A 13,853-nucleotide genomic window follows, 5' to 3' on the forward strand; every position below is an offset into this window, starting at 1 on the left:
TACCCCTCCGGGGTATTCCCACAACTGGCACTCGAACGCCCGGAGACGTCTTCTCCGACCCCGAGATCGGCTGCAGCCTCGCCCCCGGCCAGGAAGGACGTCGACGAGCGCCACCGGGAGCTACGCGCCGCCGTACCCGTGGTCGGCGGCGTAGCGCGCAAGCACCGTCGGGGAGGAATCGTCCCGAGCCACGAACTGCTGCCCGAGGAGGTAGGCGTAGTCGTCGACTGCCTCGCTCACGACACGGCCCGCCAGACGCAGGTCATCCCGCGCCGACTCCTCCGCGGCCCGGGCCAGTTGTAGCAGGTACGGGAGCTTCGCCGGGAGGGAAGCGTTCGGATCGCCTTCACGGAAGTAGTACGTCTCCGAGTACTGGGTGAGGTCGACGCGGACCTGGACCAGTTCCCCTGCCAGCGAGTGCAGGAGCGTGGAAGCCGCGGACGAATCCTGCGTCGACAGCGCCTCTGCGGCGCCGCTGCGTTCGAGAAGCGCCAGCCGGATGGCCAGGGCGCGCCGACGGGCCAGCGCGGGGTAGATCTGCAGGATCCACGACACCGCCGCGGTCAGCAGGGCGAAACCGATGAGGGCCTCCAGCGGTGCTGCGAGCCGCAGCCAGGTGAACGTCGGGACGATGTCGCCGTAGCCGAGCGTCGCAACGGTCACGAAGGAGACGTAGAGCGAGTCCAGGAGGTCGGACCGCTGAGACGGGACGAGGCCGGAGCTGAAGGAAAAGCCCTCGGCCATGTGCGGCCAGTAGATCAACGTCCAGCCGATGACGATCAACAGGAGCCAGGCGACGATCACGCACAAGATGGCGAGGGGCCCGACCACCGAGCTCTGCTTCTCACGACGCTTGAGCCACCGCGACCCCCGCCACACCGCCTGGATGACCAGCCCGCTGATGGACCCCTGCCCGCTGGGGTGCCAAATGGTGTGGAACATGTCCCGTAGGACCAACAGCACGACGAGCGCGCCGAGCCGAGATGAGCCAGTCCATGGGCGCCTCTCACCGAACCTTTCGATACTCGTCAACCAGCGCCGTCCGGGGCCCGGACGACACCCGAGCGCCTGGGGTGAAGTCGAAGCGGGTGTGTCAACCGTGGGTGCGCGGCCGCTCGACGCATGCCGGCACCTGATGCCGAACCACACGTCTGGCTACGGAAGCCCGCGGCGGGGATCCTCGGACTGCTGGGCAGAGCAGCAGCCCGAGAAGTCCCGCTGCCGTGGGAGCAGGCGCCCACGGACCAGCCTCTCAGCTGCAGCCGCACCCGCAGCCGGACGTCGAGCCGCCAGCCGGAGAGACCTCCCCGATCGGTGTGACGATCGTGTAGCCGGCCTCTTCCACCGCGGCCCGCACGGCGGCGTCGTCCACGGCGGTCTCGCTGCTCACGGTGAGCCCACCGCTCGCCAGGTCGACGTTCACGTCCGTAACGCCTGGCACCTGGCTGACCTCCTCGGTGACCGAGGCGACGCAGTGCCCGCAGGTCATCCCGCTGACGGTGTACGTGCTGGTGCTCATGGCTGTTGTCCTCTCGAGCTGCTTGTCGTGCGCTTGTACGTGTCGGTCCGGGACGTGGAAGACGTCGGACAGCGCATGTGGGCGACCCGACATCGCGGGAACTGCTCACACCGTGCCGTCGTCGCCCCGCGGGAGCCGTCGTTGCCCCGGCCGTGACGTCACCTTACCCCCCTGGGGTATCTGCTCGCAACGTGCCGGCGTCAGAGCGCCTGCGCGGCACCTCCGGCCGAAGTAGCGCCGACCCGTTCACTCCTCCTCCGGCACCGATCTCTCCGTGAGGACGATGAGCTGTCGCAGGCAGTGCTCCCGGAGTGGCTCGGGGAACCCGTCGGCGAGGCGGTAGTAGACGACCCGCCCCTGCTTCCGGTTGGCGACGAGCCCAGCAGTCCGGAGTAGCCGAAGTGCGTATCCGACGGCGTCCTCGTTCGCCTCGAGGGCGAGGGCGAGGTCGCCGACGCAGAGCTCCTCCACCATGTCCAGCGCGAAGAGGACGCGCGCACGGGTGGGGTCGGCCATCAAGCTCAAGACACTGGTCAGCTGGGCGGCCTCCTCCCGGCCGGGAAGGCGGGCGCGGGCGTGGGCGACCCGTTCGGGGTCGACCGGGTGTGCGTGTTCTGCTTCGGACACCGAAAACACCTCCGGCGCACCCTTACCCGTACGACTCTGCGGGTACCGCATGAATTGTCGGCGATGATCCCGGGCGACATCCGAGCCGTCCGGCGCCTACCCCCTGGAGGAACGATGTCCGCGGCCGCCCAGATGCTCGACACCTACCCGAAGGACCTCGGCGGGATCGACAAGCAGAAGCTCCTCGAGTGCATCGAGGCCTGTTTCGAGTGCGCGCAGGCCTGCACCGCCTGCGCCGATGCCTGCCTGAGCGAGGACATGGTCGCCGAGCTCACGAAGTGCATCCGCACCAACATCGACTGCGCCGACATCTGCGACACCACTGGCCGGGTGCTCTCCCGGCACACCGGTTACGACGCCGACCTGACCCGCGCCGTCCTCGAAGCGTGCGCAGCCGCTTGCAAGGCCTGCGGCGACGAGTGCAGCCAGCACGCTGAGATGCACAAGCACTGCCGCGTCTGCGCCGAGGCCTGCCGGCGCTGCGAGGCAGCCTGCCGGGACCTCATCTCCTCGCTGGGCTGACACCGATCGACGTCGGTCGCCCGCCGGAAGCACCGTCCTGGTGGGCGACCGACGGCAGTCGCACGTCCCGGGGCCCTTGCCGCTCTGTCGCGCCCCGGCCGGTCACAGGAACGAGCTGCCGAACCCCGTCGTCGCCAGCCATCCACGCAGCCAGATCATCAGTCCTTCCCACCCTGGCGCCGGGGCGGAGGTGGGTGGCGCTGCCGACGCACGCCGACAGCGCCACCCGGTGGGGTTAGCCCCCGAACTGGCTCAGCAGGTTCAGCATTTCCTCGATCTCGGCGTTCTGGGACTTGACGATCTGCTCGGCCAGGGCCACGGCGTCGGCGTTCTGGCCGTCCGCGATCTCGGTCTGGGACATCTCGACCGCGCCCCGGTGGTGCTCGGTCATCATCTCCAGCCACATGCGGTCGAACTCGCGACCAGAAGATCCCTCGAGGCCGGACATGGCCTCCTCGGACATGTCCATGCCGCCCATGTCGTCCATGCCGCCCATGTCGTCCATGCCGCCCATGGAGCCCGACTCACCGGCGGAGGTCGGCTGCCCCCAGTCCTCGAGCCAGCCGGTCATCGACTCGATCTCCGGGTCCTGCGCGGCCTGGATCCGACCGGCCAGGTCGATCACGCGTGCATCCTCCGAGCGGCCTGCAACCATGTCGGCCATCTCGAGGGCGCCTTGGTGGTGAACGATCATGCCTTGGGCGAAGGCGACGTCGGCATCGTTGAACTCCGCCGACTGGCTGGCACTGCTCTCAGCACTGCTGTCCATGTCCATGTTGCCCATGGAGCCGCCGGAGCAGCCGCTGAGGACGGCGGTGCCGGCGATGAGGCCCCCGGCGAGTCGGACAAATCGAGCGGTCGTGCGGGTCATATCTGTCTCCTAAAGATCTTGGATGTGGGCGAGCCGTCTGACCCCGGCCAGTGCACGACTGAACGGGGCCGGATGAGTCGGCCTAGATCCGAAGGAGACAGAGAGAAGACAGGTCAGGTGGTCGCGGTGGCCGGAACAAAGCCATGTCGAGTCGTGACCGCGCGCCCATGCCGCACACCGCCGCCCTCACCGATCTGCGGGGTCTGACGGATGCGATCAGCCACATCAGACCGGCGAGCAGAACTGCCAGGCAGACGGCCAGAAAGTGCTCGGCGGCGCCGTGGTTCGGGTCGTCTACCGGCACCTCGTGGCTCGCCGCTACTGGGCTGCTCACCGAGGATGATTTCAGCTGGACGTCGTCGACGGCGCTCGTCTGCACCGATGTCGCGCCCCCATCTGGGGTCCCCATGCCGTGATCCACGGTCACCGGCGTAGCAGCGTTCGGATCAGCACCGACGGAGCCGACGCCGTGCATGGAGAAGACCGCAGTCATGAGAAGCAAGATGCCCAAGCGTCTTGGAGTCACGACTTCCCCTCCCCGCTGAAGTTCCTATCCTTCATAGTAGACCCGGCGCGGGCACGGGCGAGCATCGGCGCGTGGAGGCGTGGGCAGCGCGGCACTCAGCGGGCCGACGTGTCGCGATGTCATCGTTCCCTGACAAACACCGCCGTCATGCCCATGACGCCCAGCGTGTCATCGAAGTCCTGGTTGGCGCCTCGGACGACCGCGCGGCGGCCGGCGCGGGAAGCGCGCTGCGCCCACCGCAGCAGGGGGGCGAACGCCGTCGAGTCGATGTAGGTGAGCTCGCGGACGTCGATCGCTACGACCGCCAGCTCCTCGAGCTGCCGTTGAAGCTCCAGCTGCTGGACGACTGCGGCGTCCACCTCGCCTCGGAGATGAAGCACTCGACCGGCTGCCTCGTGCTCGATGGAACTCAATCTCCGCTCCTTCGGGAGGGAAGGGCTGCGATCCTCGGCCACCTGCTGCATGTGATCCGGCAGCTTGGCCAGCTCCGAGTGAACGGTCCGCTGCACCGTCCGCTGCATCGACCTACGTCGCACGGCGCGCAGCAGCCGGCTGCCACGCCCGGGCTCGTGGGTCACCGTCACGGTGACGCCGGTAGAGCCCTCTTCCGCGTCGGCCAGTTCGATGCGGGTGTGCCAGCGCTCCGACGTCAGTTCCAAGCGGGTCTCGATACGACGCTGCGGCACCCACTCGACGACCTCCCCCTTGACCGCGCCCTGCGGCGGTGGTGCGCCGTCCAGGCGACCCGCTACACAGACGAATCGGGTGCCCTTGCCCATCGTCGCACTGCCTTCTTCATCTGTGCCGTCGGAGAAGATGTAGGAGACGTCGCAGACCGGGCAGTACGGGGCGAGGACGGTCAGCGCCTGCCACACGGACTGTCGTGGCAACGGGATCTCGCGTGTTCCTGAGGCGGTCGTCATCCAAGTCCTTCGGCAGGAAAGCTTGTCGCTGGCTTGCTTACTAGCAAGGCTAGTAGAAGCGGAGGCCACAGTTCGGTCGGTACCCCGACAGCCCGAGTCGCCACAGACCTCAGGCCGGTCAGCCGAACGGGCCTCGTGGGCCGCGGCAGCGAACCGACGCGCCCTTCCATGCGCGGACCAGGTGCTCAAGCCCCGCGCGAGCCGCGTGACCGCCAGAACCAGAAGGCACCCGCGAGCGCCGCCGCCACGAGGACGACGATGGCCACAGTCGGCCCCGTGGTGCTCGACTGGTCCTCTGCCGACACCTCTGCCGGCTCGTCCTGGGCCTCCGCCGACAGCGCGCCCTCCGTGCCTGGAGTTGCCGGAGCCGGACTGGATGGCGTAGCAGCCGTCGTCGCGTCGGCAGGGGCGGGAGCGACGGCAATGGTCGGCGCCGGATTCTCGGGCTCCGGGTTAGCAGGGCTGGGCAACTCGATCCAGGCGTCCTCGCGTCCGTCGGAGTAGCGCAACAGAGTCTTGAACGGCAGTTCGGTCACGTCTCGCGGGAGCCGTGCGATCGCGATGCTGAACTCCGCGTCCACGGCCGGCGCGATCGCTGGACCGCCGATCTCGTAGCCGTCTGCGGTCGGGGTCAGAATCCACCCCGCGGGTCCGGACGCCAGGGAGACCGACCCCGGCAGGATGCCGGCGGGCAGCTGCGTCTTCACCCCGACGATGCCGGCGGTGTCTGACTCGGCCGCTGCGGAGAACGCCACGGTTACCGGCCCCGTACCGGCCTGAGCTCCCTCGGCAGTCGCTTCCATGTGTGCGCTCGCGGGCCCTGCGCCGGCAAGCACGAGGCCAAGCAAGACGACGGTCGTCACGGCGGCTCGTCGGCCGCTTTGGAGAACGAAGCTGGTCACAGACCGCTAGTCGTTTGCTGTCCCCAAGAAGTTCCCGCCCCACCCAGATCCACCGAGATGTCCGGCCGGACGTCACGGCGAGGATTTCGACCAGCCGCCCCTCGGCGGCACCCAGATCCGTGAGGGGCGCCACAGATCCCCGACCACCGCCGTGGCGCGTATCCGCCAACCCGCAGCGGCTGCCATGCGTCCGTCACGACCCCATGGACCGACCTAGCCCGGCAAGGTGACGTGGGACCAGGCCGTGTGAGCAGACTGGCCGCCACGCACTTCCGCGTACAACGGAGCCACTCGAACGGCTGGGACCCAACACTCCCCCTGCGAGACGGGCCGAGGACATCGTCAGCCTCCACAGGCTCCCACTCGTATCCCGCGGGCGTTCAGCCACCCGACCGGATCCGACGCTCCGCTGTACATGGCCCCGTTCGGGTGGACCTCGAAATGCACGTGCGGTCCGGTCGATTGCCCCCTGTTCCCGACCTCCGCAACCTGCTCGCCGGCCACGACACGGTCTCCGGTGCGGACGAAGTAGTCGTTGATGTGCCCGTAGACGTACACAGCGCCGTCGTCGCCGAGCAGGTAGACAGCCAGACCGAAGCCGGTGGCCGACCCGGCACGCTTGACGGTTCCCGAAACGGGGGCATAGAGCGGCGTGCCGATCGAAGAGGCGACGTCCAGCCCGTTGTGATTGGTGCCCCAGCGTGCGCCGAAACAGCTGGTGACCCGTCCGGAGAACGGCTTGACATAGCCGGACGACGCACCCGAACCACCACCATCATGGGGGCCGTTGTTCCGCGCCGCTGCTGCCGCCTCGGCGGCCTCCCGGGCAGAGCGCTCGGCTGCCGCTGCTGCGGCAGCCTCTTCGGCTTGCTTCTGAGCCACCCACTGCTGATGGGCGTCACGCGCCCCCTGCACCTCCAGCAGCCGGATCTGGGCGGCCTGCAGCTCTGCCTCGTACCTGGCCTTCTGACCTGCCACCTCGGCGTAGGCGCTCTGCTGAGTGGCCAGTCGTGCGTCGGCGTCCGCCTTCGCGGCCTGCGCCGCCCCTTCGGCGGCGGCCATCTCGTCGCGGGCTGCGCGAGCGGAGGAGTCGGCGTTGGCGTGCGCGACCTTGGCCACCTGGAGTTCGCCTAGCACGTCGACCTCGTTGGCCCCCACGTAGTCGAGCAGGGCTGCGCGTTGGATCAGCTCCCCCGGGCCCTCTGCATCCAACAGTGCTGCCGTAGCCGCGAGCGTCGACCCCTTCATGTAGCTGTCGCGGGAGAATCGGCCGATACGGGCCTCGGCATTGGAGACGGCGGTCGCGGCCGCCTGGAGCTCAGCTGCCGCCTGCTCCGCTACCGCCTGCGCCTGCAGGAGCGCGTCCTCGGCGAGCAGGTAGGCGGTACCCGCCGCCTCAGCCTGGATACCGACGCGTTCGAGCTCGGCCTCGGCGACCGCGACCTGGCCGGCGATGCGCCCGACCTCGGCGGCTGCGGCGTCCTGCTCGCTCTGCGCGGCACCGATCTGCCCGTCCGTGGGGTTGGGGGGCGCGGGAGCCGCGAGCACCGGCGCGCCGGAGGCAACGAGCAAGACGCCGGCCAGCACACCGAGCAACGTGGTCCGCGACGGGCGCGGGCCCGGACAACCTAGGATCTGCGGTGGGCCACCGGGCCGTCCGATGAGTCTGAGGACGACCGGCCGGAAGAGACGGCGCTGGGACATGGGGCGCTCCAGGGGGACGGGTGTGACGAGCTCGAGGAGAGTCCCACTATCACCGTTAGTAGCTCCGGCAACACGCTGCACAACCGCCACGCGGCCTTGATTACTCAGTCATGCCAGGGGGTCACGGTCGGTGGTAAATCCCCTGCGAGGCGGGTCAGCCACAGCTCCCGCCGAGCGTGATACCACGGGCACCGAGCCACGGCGCCGGATTGACACGGTTCTGGTAGAGCCCACCCTGATGGGTCTCGATGTGCAGGTGAGGGCCCGTGGACTGCCCCCGGTTGCCCACCTCGGCGATCTGCTGGCCGGCGGCGACCTGCTGTCCTGCGTTCACGAAGTACTGGTTGATGTGGCCGTAGAGGGTGATGGTGCCGTCGGCGTGCTGGATGTAGACGGCCAGACCGAAGCCGTTCGCCGGTCCGGCTTGAAGCACCACGCCAGGAGCCGGGGCGTAGATGGGTGTGCCGATGGGGGCGGCGATGTCCACGCCGTTGTGCATGGCACCGGACCGGCTTCCGTAGCAGGAGGTCACCTGTCCGGCGACGAGGGCAGCACTACCGGCGCGCGCCAGCGCCAGGTCCGCGCGCTTCTGCTGATCGCGGGCGGCGGACGGGTTCGCCACTCCCCGTGCAGCCAGCAGCTGGATCTCCGCGTCGCGAAGCTGAGCGTCCAGGGCCGATTTTTGTGCGGCCACGGCGTCGTAAGCCCGCTGTGAGTCAGCGAGCTGCGTCTCGGCTACCGCTGCGGTCTCGACGGCGGCGCGTGCGGCCGCGTCGCGCTCGGAAACCGCACCTCGGGCCGCCCGGTCCGCCCGCTCCTGCCGCCCCCGAATCGCTTCGAACTCCGCGAGTCGCTGTGCGCGGTCTTCGCCGAGGAGATCGAGCGTCGCGGCTCGCTCCAGCACATCGTCGGGCCCGGCGCTGTCCAGCAGCACGGCCGCGTCGCCCAATGGGTCGGCACCCATGAAGGCCTCCCGCCCCAGGGCGGCGACGTCGTCCTGCGCCCGGTCGACCGCTGCACGGGCCGTCTCGAGCTCAGCCGCGGCGGCGGCTGCCTCGGCTTCCGCCTCCAGGAGCGCCTCCGTCGCCGCTCGGGACGCGTCGGCTGCAGCCTCCGCCTTCACGGTGAATCGCTCCAGGTCTCTTTCCGCCGTCGCGACCATCTCTGAGATCCTCTGGACCTCAGCGGTCGGCCCCTCGCGATCCGACTGCGGGTCGGCCTGAGCGGTGAGTGCTGTCGCGGCCGACAGCCCCATCAGCAGCGCTGCCGCGGCAGCGACCAGGCCGGTGCGCCGGGACCGAGCGAGGCTGGAGCCGGCCCGGGAAGCGCGGAACCGGCTGGTGCGGAATCGCCGACCGACAGCGACTGCAGGGGAGTCTTCGGGCGTGCGGACGATCTGGTGCAGCGTCGCCAAGGCGGCGAATCTCCGTTCTTCCTCGCCGCCTACCGAGTTAGCTGACGGGTTCGGGCGGGAAGGCGCCCGTCCCGAGTGCGCACGTGTGCACACCCGGAATTCACCCCAGGGGAACGGTGGGTCCCCGGTCCACCCGGCCGTGTGGCACGAGCAGTTCGGCGGGGCCTGCACGAGGCTCTCGGGTTGAGATGCTTGGACTCGCGAGGACCGCACGACACCGTAGTACGAAGCAGCTTAGTTGTCACGGTTCGATAACGGCTTCCGGAGTACCGCCTCCGGTGTGTGGCGGCGAAGCGCGTCTGGCGGTTCATCGGGTCGAGTCGACGGGGGTCCATACCGACGGTGCGGCGAGGAGCCTATGGCCGCGGATTCGACCCCTGGGCCAGCGTGCGGAGGCGGGCGTTGTAGGCCTCGCGATCGGCATCCACATGGCGATCGCTCGACTTCGTGCGCCGAGCCTCCGAACGGGTCCACTGGAGGAAGACGATGGCGACGGCGATGATGCTCGGCACCTCGCCGAAGCCCCAGACGATGTTCCCGGCCGCGAGCTGATCGGTCATCACATCGATGCCCCAGTCCCTCGGCGGATCCTCGAAGGCGCCGACCACGGGACGGATGGCCATCATGAGCGCCACCGCGAAGAAGGCGTGCAGTGGGCCGGGTAGCACCAGCTCGACGAGCCGCAGCGGAGGAGACGCGCGGTGCGGCCACGGACCGAGAGCGAAGGCGCCGCCGAAGGCCAGCAGGCCTGCACCGAGGAAGAAGCCGAGCATGCCGACATTTCCCCACCAGCTGGCCATCAGGAAGTCGAAGAGACCCGTGAAGTAGATGCCGTAGAGACTGCCCACGAAGATCACGGTCGTGACGACGGGATGGGCCAGGAATCGCGCGAACCGGCTGCGCAGGGCCGTCAGCAGGAGCCACCGGGAGACGGCACCCACGCCGTGCCGCGGCAGAGCCCGGATGGCCAGGCTGACTGGGTCGCCGAGCATCAGGAGCATGGCCGAGACCACGGTCAAGGCCATCTTCTGCAGCATGTGGATGGAGAAGACCACCATCCCGTATCCCATGACCTGGGTAGCGGTGACCAGCAGAACGGTGACGATCCCCGCCACGAAGCACGCCGTCCGGTGCCACGGCCACCGCATGCCCTTTCGGCGAAGAGCGCGGACTCCCAGCAGGTAGGCGATGAGCGCTACCACCGCCAACGCCGGCAGCACCGAGGTGGCGTCGAACTGCGGGGTGAGCAGTCGCATCAGTGTGGGCGGCTCGGTGGGCATGTGCATCCAGCCCGAATGTGATCCCACGGTTACGCCTCCCAGAACAACATGACGAGTCAGGTGCACCGACAGCCGGACCACTGTGGGCCGTCGGCGACCACCCCGGTGGGCCGCGCCATCGCCACGCCGCCCGCGGCCAGAAACTCGGCAGCAGAACTCGCGACACTCTCGGCCGCCGGCGAGCGGAACCCAACGAGCGGAGCTCCTGTACCTTCTCCTACGTAGCTTCGTAGAGTAGTGACCTCGGCGTTCGACCCGCCGGGCGGATCAAGAGGGAAGCGCTTGAGCACCAACCTGAAAATCTCCGCGGCCCTGGTGGCCTCTTTCGTCGTCGCGGTTGCCGTCTTCCTCGGCTTCGACAGCAGCGACGAAGAATCGGACGCCATCGCTGCTGGCGACGCTCCCGTGGTGCGCGACGACAGCCACCGACTGTCGACCGCCGCCGACGGGCGGGTCACGCTGGTGGAGTTCCTCGACTTCGAGTGCGAGAGTTGCCGAGCCGCCTATCCCTTCGTCGAGCAGTTGCGCGAGGACTACGAAGGTCGCGTCACGTTCGTCGCGCGCTACTTCCCCATGCCCGGACACGCGAACGGCGAGAGCGCGGCCGTCGCCGTCGAGGCCGCTGCTCGGCAGGGTCGGTTCGAGGACATGTACCACCGGATGTACGAGACCCAGACGGAGTGGGGCGAGCGCCAGGACTCGCAGGCGGCTCTGTTCCGGCGCTTCGCTGAGGACCTGGGGCTCGACATGGCCGACTACGACGCCGCCGTGGCCGATCCCGCCACGCTCGAGAGGGTACTGAAGGATCGCGAGGATGGCCTTGCCCTCGGCGTGGAGGGAACACCCACGTTCTTCTTGAACGACGAGAAGGTCGAGGTCCAGACCACGGACGAGTTCAGCGAGTTGATCGATGCTGCCCTCGCTGGCTGAGTCCGACCCGACCAGACCCGCCGGCGGAACTGCGGCGGTCGCTACCGACCGGCAGGGCCAGGACGGTGGGTCACAGGCGCGGAACCTGGCCTGGCTGCTGCTCGTCGGTGGACTGGTCGGGCTCGCGGCATCGTTCGTCCTCGCGGTCGAGAAGTATTCACTCCTGGCCGACCCCTCGTACGTCCCGACGTGCAGCCTCAACCCGGTGCTGAGCTGCGGATCGATCATGGCCAGCCCTCAGGCCGAGGCGTTCGGTTTCCCCAACCCACTGCTGGGGGTCGCCGGTTTCGCCGTGGTGGCCGCGACAGGTGCGGCCCTGCTCGCCGGGGCGCGCCTGGCCGGGTGGTTCTGGGGCGGGCTCCAGGTCGGCGTCACCGGCGCCGTCGTCTTCGTGCACTGGCTGATCTTCAGCAGCCTGTACCGCATCGGCGCCCTTTGCCCGTACTGCATGGTCGTCTGGGCCGTGACGATTTCCGTCTTCTGGTACGTGACTCTCCGCAACGGCGAGTGGATCGCTTCCCGTTCGATGCCCGGCATCCGGCGAGCCGTCACCGCGGCGCGGAGCCTGCACGGCGTCGTGCTCACCGCCTGGTTCCTGTCGATTTCCGCCGCCATCCTGCAGCGGTTCTGGTTGTACTGGAGCACCCTCCTTGGCTAATACCCCACCCCGCCGCTTGCTTCTCCTGTCTTGTGCACTTGCGGCCGCCGTCGCAGTGACCGGCTGCTCCGGTGGCAGCGCCAGCAATGCCAGCACGGCGACCGAGAACTCCGGGGGTTTCGACTTCGAGGGCAACACGCCGCTGGGCGAGGTCATCCCCGCCAGCGCGCGGGAGTCGGCGCCAGACTTCGACGGTGAGCTCCTCGACGGAACGGCGTTCGAGTCTTCGGAGCTGGCCGGCAGCATCACCGTCGTGAACTTCTGGGGGTCTTGGTGTGCACCCTGTCGCGTGGAGACCCCCGAGTTCCAAGCCGTCTACGCCGATGTCGCCCAATCCGATGTGCGGTTCCTCGGTGTCGACGTCAAGGACAACCGGCAGCTGGCTCAAGCCTTCGTCGACTCGGTGGGGGCGGAGTACCCGTCCTTGTTCGACCCACGGGGCGAGGTGGCGCTGGCCTTCCGTGGCTTTCCGGCCAACGTCGTGCCCAGCACCATCCTGATCGACCGCGCCGGTCAAGTCGCCGCCGTCTACGTCGCCGTCGTTCCGGAAGATGACCTGCGCCAGGCACTCGACACGCTGATGGCCGAGGAGGCGCCACGGTGAGCGACCTCGGCGACGCCTTCGCCAGCATCGTCAGCGATGGCTCACTGCTCCTCGCCGCCGGCGTTGCCGCGCTCGTCGGCTTGATCAGCTTCGCCTCGCCCTGCGTACTGCCCTTGGTCCCGGGCTACCTCGCCTACGTCGCCGGACTGTCCGGCGCCCAGGCGAGCACCGGGGCGGCACCCACCGCTTCTCCGCGCGAGGTCGATTCGGGAACAACGGATCGGACCGGGGGAACCATCACGGCACCACCGGATCAACGACGTCGCGTGGTCGCGGGCGCGCTCCTGTTCGTGCTCGGCTTCACCGCGGTCTTCGTGTCATTCGGCGCACTTTTCGGCGGCCTCGGCCGCCTGCTGCTCGAGTGGGCTCCCTTGCTGACGAGGCTCATGGGCATCGTGACCATCTTGATGGGCCTCGCCTTCCTGGGCGGACTGCACTGGCTGCAGCGGGAACGGCGCATCACCCGGCGACCACCAGCGGGCCTTCTCGGAGCGCCCGCGCTCGGCGTCGTCTTCGGACTGGGCTGGACCCCATGCCTGGGACCGACACTGTCGGCGGTCAACACGTTGGCCTACGCGGAGGCGTCCGCCGGCCGCGGGGCGATCCTCGGCCTGGCCTACTGCCTCGGCCTCGGGATCCCTTTCCTCCTCGTCGCCCTCGGCGCCCGGCGAGCACTCACCCTGTCCGCCTGGGCGCGGCGACATGCACCAACTGTGATGCGGATCGGCGGAGTGCTCCTGATCGTCCTGGGCGTGCTCTTGGTCACCGGCGCGTGGGACCACATCATGATGTGGCTGCGGTCCTGGGTGGCCTCCACCGGCTTCGGAACCTCCACCTTCTGACGAGGGCGTACAACGCGGAAGCGACAGCCTTACTCGAGGCGTTGGCGCAGCACCTCTTCGTTGAGCCCGGCCAAATAGGCGTTGTACGCGGCGAGCTCCGGATCGCCGGTCGTGTCGACACGCGCCTCCCGATAGAGGGCCACCGATGTGCCAGGCGCGCCGGCGTCAGGATGGCGCTCCATCTCCATGCGCATCAACCTCGAGTAGAACCACAGCCCCATGACGCCGTAGACCGGCCACTGGAAGGCGTACGACATGTTCTGCGCGTTCCACCCGCGCGCCGCGGAACGCTCCCATTGCCACCACCCCAGTTGCAGCGTCATGAGAAACAGCAGGATGACGACGGCGTGCATGAGCAGGAACCGCGGCCGGAGCAGGGCCGGCCAGTACAGCAATCGGGCGGCCGGAGCCGACGTCTCGACCCCATGTGTCACGTCCGCGGGGAGCCTCTCTGTGAGCCGCTACGGGGCGCGTCAGCAACCCGTAGCCCGGCAATCTGCAGCACCTACACTACTAACGTGCTTAGGCGTC

Annotated in this window: 16 protein-coding genes and 1 riboswitch; of the genes, 5 read left to right on the forward strand and 11 right to left on the reverse strand. The window is 68.8% G+C overall.

Going from position 1 to position 13,853, the window contains the following annotated elements:
• Nucleotides 1–120 precede the first annotated feature (120 nt).
• The 3 genes from LBW97_RS02445 to LBW97_RS02455 form a co-directional block, all read right to left on the reverse strand.
• Nucleotides 121–942, reverse strand: a complete 822-nt coding sequence (locus LBW97_RS02445; RefSeq protein ID WP_224497818.1) for a potassium channel family protein — start codon at nt 940–942, stop codon at nt 121–123.
• A gap of 310 nt (nt 943–1,252) precedes the next feature.
• A complete protein-coding gene (locus LBW97_RS02450; RefSeq protein WP_304505388.1) occupies nt 1,253–1,519 on the reverse strand; it encodes a heavy-metal-associated domain-containing protein in 267 nt (88 codons plus the stop codon).
• 246 nt (nt 1,520–1,765) lie between these two features.
• Complete coding sequence (locus LBW97_RS02455; RefSeq protein WP_224497819.1) at nt 1,766–2,146, reverse strand: helix-turn-helix transcriptional regulator; 381 nt, start codon at nt 2,144–2,146, stop codon at nt 1,766–1,768.
• Between the two features lie 114 nt (nt 2,147–2,260).
• On the opposite strand from LBW97_RS02455, the gene LBW97_RS02460 reads away from it, so the two are divergent.
• Complete coding sequence (locus LBW97_RS02460; protein WP_224497820.1) at nt 2,261–2,668, forward strand: four-helix bundle copper-binding protein; 408 nt, start codon at nt 2,261–2,263, stop codon at nt 2,666–2,668.
• Nucleotides 2,669–2,903: 235 nt separating this feature from the next.
• On the opposite strand, the gene LBW97_RS02465 is transcribed toward LBW97_RS02460, so the two are convergent.
• The 7 genes from LBW97_RS02465 to LBW97_RS02495 form a co-directional block, all read right to left on the reverse strand.
• Entirely contained in the window at nt 2,904–3,539 is a 636-nt protein-coding gene (locus tag LBW97_RS02465) for a DUF305 domain-containing protein (protein ID WP_224497821.1), read from the reverse strand.
• Between the two features lie 82 nt (nt 3,540–3,621).
• The gene (locus LBW97_RS02470; RefSeq protein ID WP_224497822.1) at nt 3,622–4,032 is read right to left on the reverse strand and encodes a DUF6153 family protein; all 411 of its coding nucleotides are present in this window, start codon (nt 4,030–4,032) and stop codon (nt 3,622–3,624) included.
• A 152-nt stretch (nt 4,033–4,184) separates the two neighbouring features.
• Nucleotides 4,185–5,057, reverse strand: coding sequence for an STAS domain-containing protein (locus tag LBW97_RS20310; protein WP_224497823.1), 873 nt, complete (start codon nt 5,055–5,057; stop codon nt 4,185–4,187).
• 116 nt (nt 5,058–5,173) lie between these two features.
• Nucleotides 5,174–5,851 (reverse strand): DUF1775 domain-containing protein, encoded by a 678-nt coding sequence (locus LBW97_RS02480; RefSeq protein ID WP_224497824.1) that lies wholly within the window; start codon nt 5,849–5,851, stop codon nt 5,174–5,176.
• Nucleotides 5,852–6,232: 381 nt separating this feature from the next.
• Nucleotides 6,233–7,477 carry a M23 family metallopeptidase gene (locus LBW97_RS02485; RefSeq protein ID WP_224497825.1) on the reverse strand — a complete coding sequence of 415 codons (1,245 nt, stop codon included), beginning with the start codon at nt 7,475–7,477 and terminating at the stop codon, nt 6,233–6,235.
• A 271-nt stretch (nt 7,478–7,748) separates the two neighbouring features.
• Nucleotides 7,749–9,008 carry a M23 family metallopeptidase gene (locus LBW97_RS02490; RefSeq protein ID WP_224497826.1) on the reverse strand — a complete coding sequence of 420 codons (1,260 nt, stop codon included), beginning with the start codon at nt 9,006–9,008 and terminating at the stop codon, nt 7,749–7,751.
• A gap of 12 nt (nt 9,009–9,020) precedes the next feature.
• Nucleotides 9,021–9,165: riboswitch (cyclic di-AMP (ydaO/yuaA leader) on the reverse strand.
• Nucleotides 9,166–9,364: 199 nt separating this feature from the next.
• Complete coding sequence (locus LBW97_RS02495) at nt 9,365–10,288, reverse strand: cytochrome c oxidase assembly protein (RefSeq protein ID WP_224497827.1); 924 nt, start codon at nt 10,286–10,288, stop codon at nt 9,365–9,367.
• A 237-nt stretch (nt 10,289–10,525) separates the two neighbouring features.
• Between LBW97_RS02495 and LBW97_RS02500 the strand changes: the two genes are divergently transcribed.
• The 4 genes from LBW97_RS02500 to LBW97_RS02515 are packed head-to-tail and all read left to right on the forward strand — an operon-like array spanning nt 10,526 to nt 13,322.
• Nucleotides 10,526–11,218, forward strand: a complete 693-nt coding sequence (locus LBW97_RS02500; protein WP_224497828.1) for a thioredoxin domain-containing protein — start codon at nt 10,526–10,528, stop codon at nt 11,216–11,218.
• Entirely contained in the window at nt 11,199–11,876 is a 678-nt protein-coding gene (locus tag LBW97_RS02505; protein WP_224497829.1) for a vitamin K epoxide reductase family protein, read from the forward strand. Before LBW97_RS02500 ends, LBW97_RS02505 begins: the two co-directional genes overlap by 20 nt.
• 55 nt (nt 11,877–11,931) lie before the next feature.
• A complete protein-coding gene (locus LBW97_RS02510; protein WP_224497830.1) occupies nt 11,932–12,480 on the forward strand; it encodes a TlpA disulfide reductase family protein in 549 nt (182 codons plus the stop codon).
• Complete coding sequence (locus LBW97_RS02515; protein ID WP_224497831.1) at nt 12,477–13,322, forward strand: cytochrome c biogenesis protein CcdA; 846 nt, start codon at nt 12,477–12,479, stop codon at nt 13,320–13,322. Before LBW97_RS02510 ends, LBW97_RS02515 begins: the two co-directional genes overlap by 4 nt.
• Nucleotides 13,323–13,351: 29 nt before the next feature.
• Here LBW97_RS02515 and LBW97_RS02520 read toward each other — a convergent pair whose 3' ends face one another.
• Nucleotides 13,352–13,675, reverse strand: coding sequence for a metalloprotease (locus LBW97_RS02520; RefSeq protein ID WP_224497832.1), 324 nt, complete (start codon nt 13,673–13,675; stop codon nt 13,352–13,354).
• Between the last annotated feature and the right edge of the window lie 178 nt (nt 13,676–13,853).

Origin of the sequence: Blastococcus sp. LR1 (genome assembly GCF_020166105.1) — a bacterium.
Classification (GTDB): Bacteria; Actinomycetota; Actinomycetes; order Mycobacteriales; family Geodermatophilaceae; genus Blastococcus.